Annotated in this window: 18 protein-coding genes; 4 read left to right on the forward strand and 14 right to left on the reverse strand. The window is 73.2% G+C overall.

Annotated elements, in window-relative coordinates; translation table 11 throughout:
• Positions 1-63 precede the first annotated feature (63 nt).
• The gene (dapA, locus tag J2X49_RS00210; RefSeq protein ID WP_281439989.1) at positions 64-1,035 is read right to left on the reverse strand and encodes a 4-hydroxy-tetrahydrodipicolinate synthase; all 972 of its coding nucleotides are present in this window, start codon (positions 1,033-1,035) and stop codon (positions 64-66) included.
• Between the two features lie 174 nt (positions 1,036-1,209).
• On the opposite strand from dapA, the gene J2X49_RS00215 reads away from it, so the two are divergent.
• Positions 1,210-2,802, forward strand: a complete 1,593-nt coding sequence (locus J2X49_RS00215; RefSeq protein ID WP_310121074.1) for a cell wall-binding repeat-containing protein — start codon at positions 1,210-1,212, stop codon at positions 2,800-2,802.
• 6 nt (positions 2,803-2,808) lie between these two features.
• Here J2X49_RS00215 and J2X49_RS00220 read toward each other — a convergent pair whose 3' ends face one another.
• Genes J2X49_RS00220 through dapB form a run of 4 tightly spaced genes read right to left on the reverse strand, consistent with a single transcriptional unit; the run spans position 2,809 to position 5,298 of the window.
• Positions 2,809-3,315, reverse strand: a complete 507-nt coding sequence (locus J2X49_RS00220) for a dihydrofolate reductase (protein WP_310121076.1) — start codon at positions 3,313-3,315, stop codon at positions 2,809-2,811.
• An 8-nt stretch (positions 3,316-3,323) separates the two neighbouring features.
• The gene (locus J2X49_RS00225) at positions 3,324-4,121 is read right to left on the reverse strand and encodes a thymidylate synthase (RefSeq protein ID WP_310121081.1); all 798 of its coding nucleotides are present in this window, start codon (positions 4,119-4,121) and stop codon (positions 3,324-3,326) included.
• Positions 4,118-4,597, reverse strand: a complete 480-nt coding sequence (locus J2X49_RS00230; protein WP_310121084.1) for a hypothetical protein — start codon at positions 4,595-4,597, stop codon at positions 4,118-4,120. Before J2X49_RS00230 ends, J2X49_RS00225 begins: the two co-directional genes overlap by 4 nt.
• Complete coding sequence (gene dapB, locus J2X49_RS00235; RefSeq protein WP_310121088.1) at positions 4,594-5,298, reverse strand: 4-hydroxy-tetrahydrodipicolinate reductase; 705 nt, start codon at positions 5,296-5,298, stop codon at positions 4,594-4,596. The genes J2X49_RS00230 and dapB overlap by 4 nt, the downstream gene beginning before the upstream one ends.
• A gap of 52 nt (positions 5,299-5,350) precedes the next feature.
• Between dapB and J2X49_RS00240 the strand changes: the two genes are divergently transcribed.
• A complete protein-coding gene (locus J2X49_RS00240) occupies positions 5,351-5,809 on the forward strand; it encodes a GNAT family N-acetyltransferase (protein WP_310121091.1) in 459 nt (152 codons plus the stop codon).
• Between the two features lie 10 nt (positions 5,810-5,819).
• Here J2X49_RS00240 and J2X49_RS00245 read toward each other — a convergent pair whose 3' ends face one another.
• The 3 genes from J2X49_RS00245 to J2X49_RS00255 form a co-directional block, all read right to left on the reverse strand.
• A complete protein-coding gene (locus tag J2X49_RS00245) occupies positions 5,820-6,422 on the reverse strand; it encodes a histidine phosphatase family protein (protein WP_128189571.1) in 603 nt (200 codons plus the stop codon).
• 64 nt (positions 6,423-6,486) lie between these two features.
• Positions 6,487-7,860: a pitrilysin family protein gene (locus tag J2X49_RS00250; RefSeq protein WP_310121097.1), complete on the reverse strand. Its 1,374-nt coding sequence runs from the start codon at positions 7,858-7,860 to the stop codon at positions 6,487-6,489.
• A gap of 74 nt (positions 7,861-7,934) precedes the next feature.
• On the reverse strand, positions 7,935-10,214 hold the full coding sequence (locus J2X49_RS00255) for a polyribonucleotide nucleotidyltransferase (RefSeq protein ID WP_310121099.1): 2,280 nt from the start codon (positions 10,212-10,214) through the stop codon (positions 7,935-7,937).
• A 237-nt stretch (positions 10,215-10,451) separates the two neighbouring features.
• On the opposite strand from J2X49_RS00255, the gene J2X49_RS00260 reads away from it, so the two are divergent.
• Positions 10,452-11,528: a hypothetical protein gene (locus tag J2X49_RS00260; RefSeq protein WP_310121102.1), complete on the forward strand. Its 1,077-nt coding sequence runs from the start codon at positions 10,452-10,454 to the stop codon at positions 11,526-11,528.
• 117 nt (positions 11,529-11,645) lie between these two features.
• Here the strand turns inward: J2X49_RS00260 and rpsO are convergent, their stop codons facing one another.
• From rpsO to J2X49_RS00275, 3 genes are all read right to left on the reverse strand, one after another.
• Positions 11,646-11,915 carry a 30S ribosomal protein S15 gene (gene rpsO / locus J2X49_RS00265; protein WP_128190649.1) on the reverse strand — a complete coding sequence of 90 codons (270 nt, stop codon included), beginning with the start codon at positions 11,913-11,915 and terminating at the stop codon, positions 11,646-11,648.
• A gap of 96 nt (positions 11,916-12,011) precedes the next feature.
• Complete coding sequence (locus J2X49_RS00270; RefSeq protein WP_310121111.1) at positions 12,012-13,262, reverse strand: PrsW family intramembrane metalloprotease; 1,251 nt, start codon at positions 13,260-13,262, stop codon at positions 12,012-12,014.
• A 34-nt stretch (positions 13,263-13,296) separates the two neighbouring features.
• Positions 13,297-14,796 (reverse strand): aspartate ammonia-lyase, encoded by a 1,500-nt coding sequence (locus J2X49_RS00275; protein ID WP_246990713.1) that lies wholly within the window; start codon positions 14,794-14,796, stop codon positions 13,297-13,299.
• Between the two features lie 122 nt (positions 14,797-14,918).
• Between J2X49_RS00275 and J2X49_RS00280 the strand changes: the two genes are divergently transcribed.
• Entirely contained in the window at positions 14,919-15,557 is a 639-nt protein-coding gene (locus J2X49_RS00280; protein ID WP_310121116.1) for a hypothetical protein, read from the forward strand.
• Here the strand turns inward: J2X49_RS00280 and J2X49_RS00285 are convergent.
• Genes J2X49_RS00285 through J2X49_RS00295 form a run of 3 tightly spaced genes read right to left on the reverse strand, consistent with a single transcriptional unit; the run spans position 15,544 to position 18,649 of the window.
• On the reverse strand, positions 15,544-16,773 hold the full coding sequence (locus tag J2X49_RS00285; RefSeq protein WP_310121117.1) for an aminotransferase class V-fold PLP-dependent enzyme: 1,230 nt from the start codon (positions 16,771-16,773) through the stop codon (positions 15,544-15,546). The two genes, J2X49_RS00280 and J2X49_RS00285, sit on opposite strands and share 14 nt — an antisense overlap.
• Positions 16,770-17,798 carry a hydrolase gene (locus J2X49_RS00290; RefSeq protein ID WP_310121119.1) on the reverse strand — a complete coding sequence of 343 codons (1,029 nt, stop codon included), beginning with the start codon at positions 17,796-17,798 and terminating at the stop codon, positions 16,770-16,772. Before J2X49_RS00290 ends, J2X49_RS00285 begins: the two co-directional genes overlap by 4 nt.
• The gene (locus J2X49_RS00295; RefSeq protein WP_128190172.1) at positions 17,795-18,649 is read right to left on the reverse strand and encodes a tryptophan 2,3-dioxygenase; all 855 of its coding nucleotides are present in this window, start codon (positions 18,647-18,649) and stop codon (positions 17,795-17,797) included. The genes J2X49_RS00290 and J2X49_RS00295 overlap by 4 nt, the downstream gene beginning before the upstream one ends.
• Between the last annotated feature and the right edge of the window lie 69 nt (positions 18,650-18,718).

Consider the following 18,718-nt stretch of genomic DNA (forward strand, 5'->3'; position numbering starts at 1 on the left):
GTCGAGCGGATGTGGTGGGGTGCGCGCACCTCGCGCGCTCTGTGGTCTGCGTGGGCCGTGGCCCTATCGGGTGGTGCCGTGCACCTTGGGCAGCGCGCCGCCGGCCGCCGCGTTGCGGTCGGGCCGGAAGCGGCTCAGGTCGAGGCCGTCGACGCCCCGGACGAGGGCGATCTCGTCCTCGATGAGGGCCGCCTCGGTGTCCTCGGGGCCGACGAGCGGCAGGCGCACGCGCGGGCTGCCGATGCGGCCGAGGCCGTGGAGGATGTACTTCGTCGCGACGGTGCCGGGCACGTGCGTCATCGTCGCACGCACGAGCGGCTCGAGCGCCTTGTGCTGCGCCTGGGCCGTCGCGAGGTCGCCCTCGTTCACCGCGTCGATCATGGTGCGGTACGGGCGCGGGGCGATGTTGGCGGTGACGCCGATGAGCCCGGAGGCGCCGATCGCGAGGTGCGGCAGCACGTTGGCGTCGTCGCCCGAGAAGTAGAGCAGGTCGGTCTGGTTGAGCACGCGGCTCACCTCGGCGAAGTCGCCCTTGGCGTCCTTCACGGCGAGGATGTTCGGGTGCTTCGCCGCGCGGAGCAGCGTCTCGTAGCGGATCGGGATGCCTGCGCGGCCGGGGATGTCGTACAGGATGACCGGCAGGTCGGTCGCGTCGGCGATCATCCGGAAGTGCGTGAGGATGCCCGCCTGCGTGGGCTTGTTGTAGTACGGCGTGACGATCATGACGCCGTCGGCGCCCGCCTGCTCCGCCTGCCGGTAGAGGTCCATCGCGTGCGCGGTCTCGTTGGAACCGCCGCCCTGGATGATCTTCGCCCGGTCGCCGGCGACGGCCTTCGCCACCTCGACGAGCTTGATCTTCTCGGGGTCGGTGAGCGTGGAGGTCTCGCCGGTGGTGCCGGAGACGACGATGCCGTCGGCACCGTGGGTGACGACGTCGTCGATGAGCCGCTCGACGTCGTCCCAGTCGACCTCGCCGTCGGCGCCCATCGGGGTCACGAGCGCGACGAGCACCTGGCCGAAGGGATTGGGGTTCACTCCCCCAGGCTATCGGGTGCACGTCCCAGGTGGCGGCAGGGGCCTCAGCCGTCGCCACGCTGGGTGTGACCGAATCGTTACCGTGCCGAGCCGCGCACAGCTGAGGGTTCTTCATAGGATCGCGCTGACCCCCGTCGTGCAGCCCCCATGCTGCCCCTCGCAGCTAGGACAGCCATGCGCGCTCTCGTCGCCCTCGCCGCCTCCCTCGCGCTCGTCGCGACCGGCCTGACCACGGCGGCGGCGCCCGCCGAGGCGTTCGAGGCGCACCGCCTCGAGGGACCGGACCGCTGGACGACGGCGGTCGAGGTCGACCGCGCCATGGACGCTGCCGGCGGGCCGGTCTTCCTCGCGAACGGCCAGAAGTTCCCGGACGCCCTCTCCGCGGCCCCCGTCGTCGCCGCTGAGGGCGGCCACCTGCTGCTCACCGCCCAGCAGGCGCTGCCGGGCGTGGTCGCGGAGCGCATCGCCGAGCTCGCCCCCAGCGAGATCGTGATCGTCGGCTCCGAGGCCTCGATCTCCGACGCGGTCGTCCAGCAGGCCGTGGCCGCTGCCGAGCGCGGCGGAAGCCGCGCCGAGGTGGCGCGGCTCGGCGGCGCCGGCCGCGTGGAGACGTCGCTCCTGCTGCTCGAGCGGCTCGAGCGCAGCGGGCCGGTGGACGAGATCTGGATCGCGTCCGGGTCGAAGTTCCCCGACGCCCTCGTCGCGGCGTCCGTCGCCGGTCGTCACCACCAGGCCGTCGTGCTCGACCACCACGGCAGCACTCCCGCCGCGGCCGAGGCGTGGCTGGCGACCGTGGCGTCGTCGGTCGAGGGCCGGCACCTCGCCATCGCGGGCGGCGAGCCCTCTGTCAGTGCGGCGGATGCGCTCGGCCTCGAGCGCGTGGGAGCGGCATCGGTCGCGCGGTTCGCGGGACGCGATCGCTACGACACCGCGCGCGAGATCAACGCGGCGTGGAGCGACGAGCAGTCGCCCGTGATGCTGCTCGCCACGGGGCAGGACTTCCCGGACGCCCTCGCCGGGGCGGCGCTCTCGGCGATGTCGAACGCCCCGATGTTCCTCACCCCGAACGGCTGCCATGCGGCCATCACGCCCATGCTGCGCGATCGCGCGGACCAGCTGGGAGTCGAGGCCGTCGTGGGCCTGGGAAGCTCGGCGACGGTCAGCGACGCCGCCCTGCGGCTCGAGCCGTGCACTACGTCGCTGCGGCAGCAGATCGCGCAGGTGTACGGGGCCTTCCCGGCACAGCAGCACTCCGGCACCGGGCCCCGGGTCATCGACCTCGGCCGCAGCATCAGCTACGCCCAGGTGATCGCGCGCATCGAGGGCAGCGGTTCGGTCTTCATCCATGCGCTCGACCGGGACCGGGGGCACCTCGACACCATCGGCGGGGGCTGGGCGCCCTACCGGGGCACGTCGCTGCTGGCGCCGTACGGGGGCCCATCGCCCGCCCGGTACCTGCGCGTCGAGGCGCAGGGGTCGTGGACGCTCGAGGTGCGGGACCTGACCAACGCCCCGGTGCTGTCCGGCTCCGCAACCGGCTCCTCCGACGCCGTGCTGCTGCGGATGGGACCCGAGGCGACGCTGACGGTGAGCAGCGGCGGCTCCACCCGCACGACCGGCATCCGTCAGCTGTACGGCTACTGGCAGTCGCAGGAGCCGTTCGCCGTGGGGACGCAGTTCCCGAGCTCGGCCCCGATCGCCGGCGGCCTCTCGGTCATCGGCGTGCGCGCCATGACGGACAGCAGCTGGGCGCTCTCCGTCCGCTGAGCGGCGTCAGCGGACGCGCTCGAGCGTGCGGTAGCGGTAGCGCAGGCCCGTGCGGCTGACGTGCCACCCCTCCGCCGGATCGCGCGCGACCAGCCGCCACGACGCATCCGCACCCTCCGTCGTGGCGTCGGGCGCGGTCGTGTCGCCGGATGCGTCGAGGTCGATGTCGGTGATCTCGAGCCGGTCGGCGAGGTGCATGGCATCGCGGTAGACGCGTCCGCCGCCGACGACCCACGCCTCGTCGCCGAGCTCTGCGGCGACCTCGAGCGCGCGCTCGAGGCTCGGCACGACGCGGGCGCCGGGAGCGACGTAGTCGCGGTCGGAGGTGATGACGATGTTGTCGCGGCCGGGCAGCGGGCGGAAGCGCTCGGGGAAGGACTCCCAGGTGCGTCGCCCCATCACCACCGGGTGGCCCATCGTGATCGCCTTGAAGCGCGCCATGTCCTCGGGCAGCCGCCACGGCATGTCGCCGGCCTCGCCGATGACGCCGCCGCGCGCCTCGGCCCAGATCATGCCGAGCATCAGACGGCGACCGGTGCCTTGATGGCCGGGTGGTGCTGGTAGCCGACCACCTCGAGGTCGTCGTACTCGACGTCGAAGATCGACGCGCGGTGGGTCTTCAGGCGCAGCGTCGGGAGCGGGAACGGCTCGCGCGAGAGCTGCTCGGCGACCTGCTCGACGTGGTTGTCGTAGATGTGGCAGTCGCCGCCGGTCCAGATGAAGTCGCCGACCTCGAGGCCCGTCTGGTCGGCGACGAGGTGCGTGAGCAGCGCGTAGCTGGCGATGTTGAACGGCACGCCGAGGAACATGTCGGCCGAGCGCTGGTACAGCTGGCACGAGAGCCGGCCGTCGGCGACGGAGAACTGGAAGAGGGCGTGGCACGGCGCGAGCGCCATCTCGGGGATGTCGGCGGGGTTCCACGCGGAGACGATGAGGCGCCGCGAGTCGGGGTTGCGGCGGATCTCGTCGATCACCTGCTGGATCTGGTCGATGGTGCCGCCGTCGGGCGTCGGCCACGAGCGCCACTGCACGCCGTAGACGGGGCCCAGCTCGCCGTCCGCAGCCGCCCACTCGTCCCAGATCGTGACGCCGCGCTTCTGCAGCCAGCGCACGTTGGAGTCGCCGCGCAGGAACCACAGCAGCTCGAGCGCGATCGACTTGAAGTGCACGCGCTTCGTCGTGATGAGCGGGAAGCCCTCCGACAGGTCGTAGCGCAGCTGGCGGCCGAACACCGAGCGGGTGCCGGTGCCGGTGCGGTCGCTCTTGTGCTCGCCGTGCGCGAGCACGTCGGCGAGGAGCTCCTCGTAGGGGTGCGTCATCGTGCCTCCAGGCTCTCAGTCTTCCGCAGCGCGATCGCCTTCCGCGCAGCCATGCGCGCGCGCCGCCGATCGCGTGCCGCGTCGTACGCCATCGACAGGCGCAGCCACGAGCGCCACGACTCCGGGTGCGCCTCGACGTCGGCCTTCGCGACCGGGAACGCCTGCTCGGCGGCGTCGCGCTCGGCGCGACCCGACGGCGTGCCCGGCAGCGGCGCGGGCATGCCGCCCTCGTCGGCGAGCTGCCGGGTCGCGCGCTCGAGCTGCAGCCCGAAGACCACCTCGCGCACGAGCGCCCACGCGCCGACGAGGAACGTCGCGACGAGCGCGACGCCGACGGCGATCGCGACGGGCTCGCCCGAGGCGAGGAAGCGCACCGCGCGGTCGCCGGCGAGCACGACGTAGAGCGCGAGCACGGCGGCCATCGCGAGCGCGGCCCACTTGCGCGTCGCGGTGCGAGCCGCGGGGCGCTCGGTCACGCGAGCCCCAGCAGGTCGCCGATGCCGACGGTGACGCCGGGTCGCGCGTCGGCGCGCAGCGCCAGCAGGATGCCGGCCGAGTAGGAGTCGCTCGAGGTCGTGTCATGACGGATCGTCAGGGTCTCGCCGACGCCGCCGAAGATGACCTCCTGCCGCGCCACGACGCCCGGCAGCCGGATCGCATGGACCGGCACGCCCGCGACGATCGCGCCACGGCCCGGCTCGTCGGGCGTCGCGGGGTGGAAGCCGCGCACGGCGCCGATGGCCTCCGCGGTGCGCGTGGCGGTGCCGCTCGGCGCGTCGCGCTTGCGGTCGTGGTGCGCCTCGACGACCTCGACCGCGGCGAAGTGCTGCGCCGCGATCGTCGCGAGGTGCGTCTCGAGCACGCTGCCGAGCGAGAAGTTGGGGACGATGCGGATGCGCTCGGCACCGCGGGCGCGCAGCGCCTCGATGCGCTCATGGGTCCAGCCGCTCGTGCCGACCACCGCCGGCACGCCCGCGGCGACCGCCGCCTCGACGAGCTGCTGGCTCGCGCCGAGCACGGTCGCGTCGAAGACGACGTCGAGCCCGTCGAGGTCGAGCCCCTCGCGCACGTCGAGCTCGACCGGCTCGAGGTCGTCGGCCTCCTGGGCGAGCCGCAGCGCGAGCGATCCGAGCCTGCCGGTGGAGCCTGCGATGCCGATGCGGGTGGGGCCTGCCATGCCCTCCAGCCTACGGCGAGGAGCGTGCCCGGCCCGCCCGTAGAGTGGCACCGTGGCAGTCACGATCGCTCCCGAGGACCCCGCCTCCGCCGTCGCGCAGGGGCTGCTCGACGCCTACTTCGCCGACCGGGCGATCACCTTCGTCGGCGGGCAGTACCGCCCGAAGCCGGCCGACCCCGCGACGCTCCTCGCCCCCGACGGAGCCTTCCTCGTCGCCTGGAGCGGCGACGAGGCGGTCGGATGCGGTGCGCTGCGACGGCTCGGACCGTCGCGCTTCGAGGTCAAGCACCTCTACGTCGCCCCCGCCGGCCGCGGGCAGGGCACCGGCGCCGCGCTGCTCGCGGCGCTCGAGGCGCGCGCCGCCGAGCTCGGCGCGACGGAGGTCGTGCTCGACACGAACAGCGCGCTCGAGGTGGCGAACCGCCTCTACACGACCCGAGGCTACGCATCCGTGCCCGCCTACAACGACAACCCGAACGCGACCACCTGGTTCCTGAAGCCCCTGGGCTGAGGCGCCGAGGCTAGTACGGCTGCGGGATCGGGAGGCCCGTGCGGTCCTCCGGCGGCAGGTGGCCGAGGTCGTTGTGCACGACGAGCTGCGGCGGCTTGCCCGAGCGGCGGCGGATGATCGTCAGGCCGCAGTTCGCCTGGTTGAGGCCCATCCACTGCCAGCTGGGCGACTGCATGACCTCGCGCACGAACCAGCCGATGACGAAGTTGTGGGTGATGAGCAGCTCGTTGAGGTCGCCGCGCGACGGGCGCAGCCAGTGCTCGGCGGCGTCGTGCATCTGCGCGGCGCCCGCCTCGGCCTCGGCGGGCCGCACGCTCTCGAGGAAGCGGTGGAAGCCCACGGGCGTGTCGGGCTCGAGGCCCGACGGGATGCAGTCGAGCAGCAGCGACGACCGCTCGAACTCGACCGCGGGCAGCCGCTCCCCCATGATCGCGGCGGTCTCGGTGGCGCGCTGCAGCGGGGAGGTCCACGCGTGGTCGAAGTCGACGCCCGAGAGCCGCTGCGCGATCGCGTGGGCCTGCCGCACGCCGCGCCCGGAGAGCCGGCCGTCCTCGACGCCGTGCTCCGCATCGAGCTGCTCCCCATGTCGGACCAGGTAGAGCAGGTGCGCCATCGTTCCTCCGGCGGGCGCAGCATCGCGCCCCGTCGTGGGCGCGCGGACGCGCCGTCGTTCGCTGTCAGTGAGCGGCCGCCGCCGCTCCGTCCACCCTACCCGCCGTGGGGGACACGGCGAGCGCGTCGAGGCCGTCCGGCACCTGGCCTACGGCCGCGATCGAGCGGGGTCCGGATGCGAGCTGCGCGGCCAGTGCGCGCACGTCGGCGTCGGTGACGCGCTCGATGCGCTCGAGGGTGGCGTCGATGTCGAGGAACTCGCCGAGCGTCAGCTCGGCCCGGCCGAGGCGCGACATGCGCGTGTCGGTGTCCTCGAGCGCGAGCGCGGAGCCGCCCGCGAGCTGCCCCTTCGCGCGGCGCAGCTCGTCGTCGTCGACGCCCTCGGCGAGGCGCTCGAGCTCGCCCACCATGAGGCCGGCCACCTCGAGCGTCTTGCGAGGCGCGCACGCGGCGGCCATGCCCATGAGCCCCGCGTCGGCGTAGCCGGAGGCGAACGAGTAGACCGAGTAGGCGAGGCCGCGCTTCTCGCGGATCTCCTGGAACAGCCGCGACGACATGCCGGCGCCGAGCACCGCGTTCAGCACCGCCATGGCGCTGCGCCGCTCGTCGGTGGCCACGAGGCCGGGCGTGCCGAGCATGAGGTTGACCTGCTCGAGCGGGCGCTGCACGAGGGCGAGCCCGCCGGCCGCGTAGCCCTCGCCGCTGCCCGTGCGCCGGGGTCGCGGGGCGGCGTCGGCGAGCGACCAGCCGTAGCGGGTGAGCGCGAGCTGCAGCTGCTCGACGACCGCGTCGTGGTCGACGGCGCCCGCGATGGTGACGACGAGGTCGCGCGCCGCGTAGTGCTCGCGGTAGTGCTCGTGCACGCGGTCGCGCGAGACGGCCCGGATCGACTCGGGCGTGCCGCCGATGGGGCGGCCGAGCGGCGCCTGCTCGCCGTGCACGAGCTCGCTCAGGCGCTCCCCCGCGACGTCGCCCGGGTCGTCGTCGGCCATCGCGAGCTCCTCGAGGATGACCTCGCGCTCGTGCTCGAACTCGTCGGCGTCGAGCAGCGACGACGTGACCATGTCGGCGAGCACGTCGATGGCCATCGGCAGGTCGCGGTCGCGCACCTTCGCGTAGTAGCAGGTGTGCTCCTTGGCCGTGAGCGCGTTGTGCTCGCCGCCGACCTCGTCGAACGCCACCGCGATGTCGAAGGCGGTGCGCGTCGGGGTGCCCTTGAAGAGCAGGTGCTCGAGGAAGTGCGTCGCGCCGCGCGCGTCGCCCGGCTCGTCGCGCGACCCGACGGGCACCCAGAAGCCGACCGACGCGCTCAGCGCGCCCGGCACCTGCTCGGTGAGCACGCGCACGCCGCTCGGCAGCACGCTGCGGCGCACGACGGCACCGCCGGCGGCGGCGATGGCGATCTCGGGGGTCTCGAGCGGGAGGGCGACGGCAGGCATCCGTCCAGTCTACGAGCCGCCCGGAGACGACGGATGCCCCCACCCGGCGGGGTGGGGGCATCCGTCGTCGTGCGCTACTCGGCCGAGTCTGCCGAGACGGACGACTCCGCGGAGCCGTCCGCGGCGACGGGGGCGACGGGCGCCGACTCGTCGACGACCTCGAGCGAGAGCTTGCCGCGGTCGTCGATCTTCGTGATCTCGACCTGGATCTTCTGACCCACCGAGACGACGTCCTCGACGCTCTCGATGCGCTTGCCGCCGTTGAGCGCGCGCATGGCGGTCACGTGCAGCAGGCCGTCGCGGCCCGGCATCAGCGAGACGAACGCGCCGAACGACGCGATCTTCACGACGGTGCCGAGGAAGCGCTCGCCGACCTCGGGGTTCGAGGGGTTGGCGATCGCGTTGACCGCGGAGCGCGCGGCCTCGGCCGACGGCCCGTCGACGGCGCCGATGTAGACGGTGCCGTTGTCCTCGATCGAGATCTGGGCGCCCGTGTCGTCCTGGATCTGGTTGATCGTCTTGCCCTTCGGGCCGATCAGCTCGCCGATCTTGTCGACCGGGATCTGCACGCTGATGACGCGCGGCGCAGTGGGCGCCATCTCGTCGGGGGCGTCGATGGCGGCGTTGAGGACCTCGAGGATCTTCGTGCGCGCCTCCTTCGCCTGCGTCAGCGCGCTCGTCAGCACCGAGGCCGGCAGGCCCGAGAGCTTCGTGTCGAGCTGGATGGCCGTGATGAACTCCGGCGTGCCGGCGACCTTGAAGTCCATGTCGCCGAGCGCGTCCTCGGCGCCGAGGATGTCGGTGAGCGCCGCGTAGCGGGTCTCGCCGTCGACCGTGTCGCTGACGAGGCCCATGGCGATGCCCGCGACGGGCGCCTTGAGCGGCACGCCGGCGTTCAGCAGCGCGAGGGTCGACGCGCAGACCGAGCCCATCGACGTCGAGCCGTTCGAGCCCAGCGCCTCCGAGACCTGGCGGATCGCGTACGGGAAGTCCTCGCGGCTCGGCAGCACGGGCACGAGCGCGCGCTCGGCCAGGGCGCCGTGGCCGATCTCGCGGCGCTTCGGGCTGCCGACGCGGCCCGTCTCGCCCGTCGAGTACGGCGGGAAGTTGTAGTTGTGCATGTAGCGCTTCGACGTGACCGGGCTCAGCGAGTCGATCTGCTGCTCGAGCTTCAGCATGTTCAGGGTCGTGATGCCCATGATCTGCGTCTCGCCGCGCTGGAAGATCGCGGAGCCGTGCACGCGCGGCACGACCGCGACCTCGGCGTCGAGCGGACGGATGTCGGCGAGGCCGCGGCCGTCCATGCGGACCTGCTCGGAGAGGATGCGTCCGCGGACGACCTCCTTCGTCACGGCCTTGTAGGCGCCCGAGACCTGCGTCGCGACGACGGCCTCCAGCTCGCCGCGCTCGATGCGCCCGTTGATCTCCTGCTTGACCTGCTCCTTGAGCTGGTCGTCGGCGTCCTGGCGCTCGAGCTTGCCGGCGATCCGGTAGACCTCCGACAGGCGCTCCTGCGCGACCTCGCGGACGGCGACGAGCGCCTCCTCCGAGTACGGCGGGAACAGCGGGTACTGCTGCGTCTCCTTGGCGGCGGTCTTGGCGACCTCGGCCTGCGCGGCGACGAGCTGCTTGATGAACGGCTTCGAGGCCTCGAGGCCCTGCGCGACGATCTCCTCGGTCGGCTTCACGGCGCCGCCCTGGATGAGCTCCCAGGCGTTGTCAGTGGCCTCGGCCTCGACCATCATGATCGCGACGTCCTCGACGCCGGCGGCGTCGGTGACCACGCGGCCGGCGACGACCATGTTGAACACGGCCTGCTCGAGCTGCGAGTGCTTGGGGAAGGCGACCCACTGGCCGTCGATGAGCGCGACGCGCACGCCGCCGATCGGGCCGTCGAACGGCAGGCCCGAGAGCTGCGTCGACATGGACGCGGCGTTGATCGCGAGCGCATCGTAGATCTCGTCGGGCTCGATGGCGAGCACGGTGACGACGACCTGCACCTCGTTGCGGATGCCCTCCACGAACGACGGACGCAGCGGCCGGTCGATGAGGCGGCACGTGAGGATCGCGTCGGTCGAGGGGCGGCCCTCGCGGCGGAAGAACGAGCCGGGGATGCGGCCCGCGGCGTACATGCGCTCCTCGACGTCGACGGTGAGCGGGAAGAAGTCGAAGTGGTCCTTCGGCTGCTTGGAGACGCTCGTGGCGCTCAGCAGCATCGTCTCCTCGTCGATGTACGCGACCGCGGCGCCCTGCGCCTGCTGCGCGAGGCGGCCGGTCTCGAAGCGGACGGTGCGGGTGCCGAAGCGGCCGTTGTCGAGGACGGCTTCGGCGAATGTGATCTCTGGACCCTCCATAGGGTCACTCCTCTCGTGGGCGCGAGGACGCGCTGCGGTTCCGCGCGTCGCCTGCTCGAGGAGGTGTGGTCATCAGTGGGCGAGGTCGAAGCTCCGCTTCGGCATCCTCCACCAACGACCAGCCTCTGGGTCTCGTCTGCGGACGCGCGATGGCTGCGATGGATGAACAGCAACCGGATCGATGGTAGCAGTCGGCGCCTCGGAAGACCCGGAGACGCTGCCTCGTACGATGAGCCGATGCAGACGGTGCCCCGGCTCGACGTGTCCTCCCTCGACCGACCGCTCTCCGACGACGACGTGCGTCGCACCCGCGCCTGGCTCACCGCCGCCGGCCAGCACGACCCGCGGCTGCGGCTGGTGCTGTGGGTCACCATCCCGATCGGGGTGCTCATGCTGCTCGTCTCGCTCATGGGCGTCACGAGCGGCGACGCCGAGATGGCGATCGTCTGCGGGCTGTTCGGGGCCTTCTGCCTCGGGCTCGCGGTCTGGATCGTCGTGACGAGACGGATGGCCGTGCGACGCCAGGCGAAGCTGCTGCGCTTCGCGCGCGACAACGCGCTCGGCGCGATCGCGCGCAGCACCGACCATCGAGCCGGCTCGCTCGTGCTGCAGTCGGGCGTCGATCGGATCGTCGAGCACGCGCTGCTGGGCGGCTCGGCCATGTTCGGCGGATTCGCCATGCGCGAGTCCTTCGGGCGCGCCCCGTGGCTGCGCTGGGGCTTCCTCACGATCATCGTCGAGCGTCGACCCGGCAGGGCGATCTGGGTGCAGATGCTCGACGCGGAGCGCTCGACGACGCCCGTGACCAGGCGCCTGGCGATCGAGGACGCCGAGCGGGCGCAGCAGGCGGGCCTCGCGACGCGCGTCGAGCGGCGCGGCAGCTGGGAGGTCACGCTGTCGGCTGAGACCGTCGGCGAGCCGATCGACGCCACGGTGGGCGCGGTGCCGGCCGGCCTGCTCGAGCTGCTCGCGGAAGAGCCGGGCCGTCTCGCGCTCGACTGCAGCGGCACGAGCGTCACCGTGCTCGCCGAGCGCGGCTGGGACCTGACGGAGCCGGAGACGCAGCGCTTCGTGCATCGCGTGCGCGAGCTCGTCGCCGCCTCGGGCATGCAGCCGATCCAGGCGCACCTGTTCTACGGCTCGCACGAGGCGCTCGCCGCGGCCGAGGCTCGGTCGGCTGCACCGCTCGCGTTCGGCGACAGCCAGGACCCCGCGTCGCGGCGGCGGCGGCGCGGCAAGTGGCTGTGGGCGGCGCTGTCGGTCGCCACGCTGATCGCCGGTGCGCTCGCGCTCGCGCTCGTGCGCCCGGGGTGACCGGTCGCCGACCGCAGCGACGACGGAGGGCGGCCCCTGAGCACGACGAAGGGCGGTCCCTGAGCATGACGAAGGGCCGCCCCTCGCGGGACGGCCCTTCGGGAACGCTGGGGAAGGCTATCGGCGAAGGCCGAGGCGCTCGATCAGCGAGCGGTAGCGCTCGATGTCGACGTCGGACAGGTAGCCGAGCAGACGACGACGCTGACCGACGAGCAGCAGCAGACCACGACGCGAGTGGTGGTCGTGCTTGTGCTCCTTCAGGTGCTCCGTGAGGTCCTTGATGCGGCGCGACAGCATCGCGACCTGCACCTCGGGGCTCCCGGTGTCGCCCTCGTGCGTGGCGTACTCCTCGATGATGGCCTTCTTGACCTCTGCGTTCAGGCTCATGTGGACCCCTCTCTGCTCACAGCGCGGTGCCCGTGCGGGATGCACGAGCGCTCTCTGTCCGCGGCCGATGTACGGCAACCGGCCAAGACTACCAGGTCAGCGGCGCACCGGCCATCGGGCGTCGAGCTCGCCGAAGCGCTGCACGCGGCCGCCGACCGGTGCTGCCACAGCCTGGCCGTGCGACAGCTGCACCGGCTGCCCCATCGCGGCGGCGGCCATCGAGCGGCGGTGGTGCATGAGGTCGCCGAGCAGCGCCGTCTCGTCGGCGGCGTGGCCGGAGCCCGTGCGGCCGACGAGCGCTCGCTGGCGGTGGTTGGCGAGCTTCGTCGCGGTCTGGATGTAGTGGTGCATCGACCGCCGCACGCCGCGGCGCTTCGCCCAGTCCATGAGCGAGGCGCGGCCGTCGCCGCTCGAGAGCCGCTCGACCTCTTCGCGCGTGAACCAGCCGGCGCGCCCGTAGTCGTCGAGGCGGAGCCGCGTGAGCCGCACCTCCTGGCGCAGCAGGAGCCAGACCGCGACGGCGGCGAGCGCGCACAGCGGCACCTGCACGACGAGGTAGTAGACGAAGAAGCCGACGGTGCCGCCAGGCACCCACCAGCTCGCCGAGTTCCACAGCGCGTGCAGCGCGGCGGACACGAGCCAGCCCGCCGGGAAGGCGACGAGGATCCACCACCGGCTGCGCAGCCTCGCCGCGAAGCCGAGCGCGAGCCCGATCCCGACCGCCGTGAAGATCGCGTGCGTGAGCGGGCTCATGATGCCGCGCAGGAAGAAGATGAACGAGCCGTCGCCCGACTCGGCGAGCGACGTGCCGAAGTAGAGGATGTTCTCGGTGAACGCGAATCCCGCTGCCGACAGCGCCGCGAAGACGACGCCGTCGACCGGCCCGTCGAACGTGCGCCGGAAGAACAGGAACATGATGACGACCGGGATCGCCTTCCAGAGCTCCTCCACCACCGGCGCCTGGATGACGGTCGCGTAGAACTCGAACTCCTCCTGCGAGCGCAGCAGCGGCACGACGAGCGGCTGCAGCACCCACTCGTTGAGCGCGAGCGTCAGCAGCACCGCCGCGACACCGCCCCAGAGGCCCGCGAACCACATCGCCACCCGCGGCTCAGGCTCCCACCGGTCGATCGCGACGACCGCCCAGATGACGAAGCCGAGCGGCACGAGCGCCATGACGCCGGAGACGGCGACGAGCAGCGGGTTGCCGATCGCGCCGCCGAGCACGAAGATCACGCCGAACGAGGCGAGCGCGAGCACCGCGATGCCGATGATGCCGACGATCAGCCCGACGTTCGGGCCCTCCCGTCGGCGCGCGAGCGGCGAGAGCGGTGCGGTGGCGGTCACCCGAGGAGCGTACCGAGCCGTGCCGTGCCGCGCCTCAGCGCTCGGCGTCGGGCAGCGGGATGACCGGGATCGCCTGCGTCACGGGCTGCAGGCCCGACAGGCGCGCGGGCTGCAGCAGCTTCTCGACCCGCTCGCGCTCCATGAGGCCCGCCTCGACGACGAGGTCGGCGATCGACTTGCTGCTCGTGAGCGCCTCGTGGGCGAGCTTCGCCGACTCGGCGTAGCCGAGGTACGGCGTGAGCGCCGTGACGACGCCGACCGACGTGCCGACCATGAGGTCGAGCCGCTCGCGGTTCGCCTCGATGCCGACGACGCAGTTCACCCGCAGCGTCAGGCACGCCTGCGTCATCCAGTGCAGGCTCTGCAGGATGGAGTGGGCGATCACGGGCTCGAACGCGTTGAGCTGCAGCTGCCCGGCCTCCGACGCCGCCGTCACCGTCGCATCCGACCCGATGACGGCGAACGCGACCTGGTTCACGACCTCGGGGATGACCGGGTTGACCTTGCCGGGCATGATCGACGACCCGGCCTGCTTCGCGGGCAGCGAGATCTCGCCGAAGCCCGCCTGCGGGCCGGAGGAGAGCAGCCGCAGGTCGTTGCAGATCTTGGAGAGCTTCGCCGCGCAGCGCTTGAGCGTCCCCGAGAGCGTCATGAACACGCCGGTGTCGCTCGTCGCCTCGATGAGGTCGGCGGCGGCCGTGATCGGCAGGCCGGTGAGCTCGGCGAGGTGCCGGCAGGCGGCCTCGGCGTAGCGCGGGTCGGCGGTGATGCCCGTGCCGATCGCGGTGGCGCCGAGGTTGACCTCGCTCAGCCACTTGATGGTCTCCTCGAGCCGGTCGCGGTCCTCGCGCAGCGTCACGGCGAAGCCGTGGAACTCCTGGCCGAGCGTCATCGGCACGGCGTCCTGCAGCTGCGTGCGGCCGACCTTCAGCACGTCGCGGAACTCGTCGGCCTTCGCGTCGAACGCATCCGTCAGCCGCGTCAGCTCGTCGAGCAGGCGGCGCAGCGTGAACGACATCGCGACCTTGATGGAGGTCGGGTAGGTGTCGTTCGTCGACTGCGAGCGGTTGACGTCGTCGATGGGGCTGAAGTGCTCGTACGACCCCTTCGGGAAGCCGAGCTCGACGAGGCACGCGTTGGCGATGACCTCGTTCGTGTTCATGTTCGTCGAGGTGCCGGCGCCGCCCTGGATGACGCCCACCTTGAACTGGTCGTGCAGCTCGCCGCCGCGGATGCGCCGGCAGACGCGGTCGATGAGGTCGGCCTTCTCGGGGTCGAGCACCCCGATCTCGCGGTTGGCGCGCGCGCACGCCTGCTTGACGACCGCGAGCGCGTTGACGAGGTCGGAGTAGACCGAGATCGAGCGGCCGGTGATCGGGAAGTTGATGAGCGCGCGCTCGGTGTGGATGCCCCAGTAGGCGTCGGCGGGGACCGGCAGCTCGCCGAGCGAGTCGCGCTCGAGGCGGGTCGGACCCGTGTAGTGGTGCTCGCCCTGCGGGGCCGGGTCGAGCTTGTACTGGGGCGTGTCGGTCATGCGGGCTCCATCGCCGTCGGTGGCCCAGCGCCTGGTGGGCCTGGGAGGTGTGCGGATGCGGGGGTCGCCCGCCGCTGACGAGCCTAGCCGGGGAGGGTCCGCGGTGCCGGTACCCTGCCCTGGTGCCCCGACTCCTGCTCCCCCTCGCCGTCGTCTCCGCCCTCGCGCTCGCCGGCTGCGGCTCCGCCGCGCCCGACGAGACGCCCGAGCCCACCGCCGCCGGCCCGCAGCCGACCGCGAGCGAGCCGGCCGCATCCGACCCCGCCGCATCCGAGTCGCCCGTGACCGCCGAGGGCGACCCGGACGCCCCCGAGGGCTACCCGATCGCGCCGCCGACCGAGTTCCCCGAGTGCGCGGCGCTCGAGGGCGCGGTCGCCGAGCTCACCGGCGGCCTCGACTTCGACCAGGCCGCGAGCGACGCGCAGGACCAGGAGGACATCGCCGTCGAGCGCCAGTGCGCGTGGACGGCCGGCGGCAGCACGCTGCGCCTCACGCTCAGCGGCATCACGTTCGCGCCAGACGAGCTCATCGCGCTCGCGAGCTCGCGCCTCACCGTCGCCGACCCGGGCGCCAACGAGCGCGGCCTGTTCGTGATGGGCGTTGGCGAGCCCCCGGTGCTGAGCGAGACGTTCTCGGGCACCGTGAACACCTTCGACCAGTTCGAGACCGTCTCGGTCGGCTGGGACGGCGCCGAGGCGGCGTTCACGGGCCAGCAGGCGGTCGACGCCGCGGTCGCCGTGCACGACCTCATCCGCGAGTAGCGCGCGCGAGCTCCTCCCCGAGCGCCGCGACGCCGAGCTCGACCTCGGCGAACGTCGTGCTGAGCGGCGACAGCCCGATGCGGATGCCGTCGGGCGCCCGGAAGTCGGGGATGACGCCGCGCTCCCAGAGCCTCGCGTTGACCTCGCGGAACGACGGATGCGCGACGGTGAGGTGGCTGCCCCGGCGCGGCCCGGCGGGCGGGCTCGCGAGCACCGCCCCGTGCGGCAGCACGTGCGCGGCGAGCGCCTGCTCGGCGAAGCCGGTGAGGGCGATCGACTTCTCGCGCACGGCGGCGACGCCCACCTGCTCGACGAGCTCGACCATCGCCTCGAGCGCGACGGTCGCGAGCACCGGCGGGGTGCCGCTCAGGAACCGGGCCAGGTCGGGCGCGGGCCGGTAGCTCGGCGCCATCGCGAAGACGTCGGCGGCGCCCATCCAGCCCTGGATCGGCTGCTGCAGCTCGCCCTGCAGCTCGCGCCGCACGTAGGCGAAGGCGGGCGAGCCGGGCCCGCCGTTCAAGTACTTGTACGTGCAGCCGACCGCGAGGTCGACGCCGTGCGCGTCGAGCTCGGTGGGGATGACGCCCGCCGAGTGGCACAGGTCCCACAGCACGAGCGCGCCCGCGTCGTGCACGGCGCGCGTGACGCCAGCGACGTCGGCGAGGAACCCCGAGCGGTAGGCGACGTGGCTCAGCACGACGAGCGCCGTGCGCTCGCCGACGGCGGCCTCGACCTGCTCGAGCGTCGCGCCGGCCGTGCGGTCGACCTCGATCCACCGGATCGTGAGGCCGCGCTCGGCGGCGACCCCCTCGACGATGAAGCGGTCGGTCGGGAAGTTGTCGTCGTCGATGACGATCTCGGTGCGGGCGGCGCTGCGCGGCGCGTCGACCGCGGCGCGGATGAGCTTGTAGAGCAGCACCGTGGTCGAGTCGCCGACGACGGTCTGGCCCGGCGCCGCGCCGACGAGCGCGCCGATGCGGTCGCCGAGCTCGTACGGCAGGCGCATCCAGCCCTCGTCCCAGCCGCGGATGAGGCGGCTGCCCCAGTCGTGGCCGACGAAGCGCGCGAAGCGCTCCTCGAGCGACGCGAGCGGGCGGCCGAGCGAGTTGCCGTCGAGGTAGGAGACGACGCCGGGGTCGCGCACGAACGCGCCCGTGTGGGCGGCGAGCGGGTCGGCGGCGTCGAGCTCGGCGGCGAGACGGGCGGTGTCGGTCATCGAGGGGCCTCCAGGTCGGTGATGCGCACGGGCCGCGACCGGTGCAGGGATGCGAGCGCGGCGGCGTCGCCGTCGACGTCGGGCGGGAAGGCGCTCGCGACGGGGCCGCCGGGCAGCAGCCGGGCCGCGGTGAGCGCGTCGACGAGCGCCGCCCCCTCGACCCCGGCCTGCCGCAGCGCCGCGACCTCCGCCTCGTCGAGGTCGAGGCGGCTCGAGCCGTTGCCGAGGTCGGTGCCGTAGGCGACCGCTCCCCCGGCCGCCGCGAAGCGCGCGAGGTTGTCGGTGGCGCGCGCGAAGGCCTCGTCGTCGCCGTCGCGCGCGTGCATGCCGAGGGTCGAGATCCACACCGTGCGCCCGGCGGCGCGACGCACGACGTCGTCGGCGAGCGGATGCGTCCACGGCGTGTGCGCGAGCACGTCGGCGCCCGCGGCGATCGCGCGCTCCGGCTGGCCCGCGCCCTGCGCGTGCACCGCGACGCGGAGCCCCAGCGCGTGCGCCTCGGCCACCGCCGCCGCGAGCGCCTCGTCGTCGAGGGCCGGCCCGTCGTCGGTGTTCGACACGAGCTTCACGAGGCTCGCGCCTGCCGCCGCCTGGGCGCGCACCGCCGCGGCCGCCGCCGCGCCGCCCGCGACCTCGACGACGCCGCCGGGCGGCGCCCACGCACGGTCCGACGGGTAGCCGCCCGGCGCGGTGAGGAACGCGCCCGCGAAGCGCACGTCGAGGGCCGGATGCGTCGCCCGCGCCGCGTCGGCGAGGCCCGGCACGGCGGCCGGGTCGGCGCCGAGGTCGAGGACCCGGGCGATGCGGCTCCCCTCGAGCCCGCCGAGGTCGGCGAGCGCGAGGTGCACGTGCGCGTCGGTGAGCGGCGCCAGCAGCGCGAGGTCGAGCCTCGGCAGGTCGCGGGCCGCGGCCTCGTCGCCGCCCGCGAGGGCGACCCCGTCGTCGCCGAGCCGCAGCACCGCATCCGCATGCCACGCGCCGTCGACGCGCGCGTGCGCGACGCGCACGAGCCGCGGGGCGCTCACTCCTCGATCCGCGTGCGGACCGCGTAGAGCTCGGGGAAGAACGTCAGGTCGAGCGCGCGCTGCAGGAAGTCGACGCCGCTCGAGCCTCCCGTGCCGGTCTTGCGCCCGATCGTGCGGGTGACGGTGCGCAGGTGCCGGAAGCGCCAGAACTGGAAGTTGTCCTCGAGGTCGACGAGCTCCTCGCACGTCTCGTAGGCGCGCCAGTTGTCGTCGGCGCCCTCGTAGATGCGCTGGAAGACCGGCACGAGCTCCTCGGAGTAGACGTGCGCCTTCCGCACGTCGCGCTCGAGCACCGCCGTCGGCACGGCGTGGCCGCGGCGGGCGAGATGCCGGAGGAACTCGTCGTAGAGGCTCGGCCGCTCGAGCTCGGCCGCGAGCGCCGCGTGGTCGTCGGGGCTCGACTCGAAGACCTTCAGCATGCGCTCGTGCTTGTTGCCGAGCGCGAACTCGACGAGCCGGTACTGCGCGCTCTGGAAGCCCGAGGCGTTGGCGAGCGCGCCGCGGAACTGCGCGTACTCGGTGGGGGTGAGCGTCGCGAGCACCGACCACTGCTGCGTCAGCACCTCCTGGATGTGCTTCACGCGCGCGATGCGCTTGAGGGCCGCGCCCAGGTCGTCGGCGGCGAGCAGCCGGCGGGCGTCGTCGAGCTCGTGGATGACGAGCTTGAGCCACAGCTCGGTCGTCTGGTGCTGGATGATGAACAGCAGCTCGTCGTGGTGCTCCGGCTCGCTGCGCGGGTGCTGCGAGGCGAGCAGCGTGTCGAGCCCGAGGTACGACCCGTAGCTCATGCGCTCGCGCAGGTCGGTGACGATCGTCGACTCGATCTCGCGGGTGTTGTCCTCGACGGGCACGGGGCCTCCTTCGGCTCGCCTCCACGGTAACGCGCCGCGGTGCCCGCCGTCGGCCCGGCCGCCCTACGC

This window comes from Agrococcus sp. BE272 (assembly GCF_031457935.1).
Taxonomy (GTDB): Bacteria; Actinomycetota; Actinomycetes; order Actinomycetales; family Microbacteriaceae; genus Agrococcus; species Agrococcus sediminis.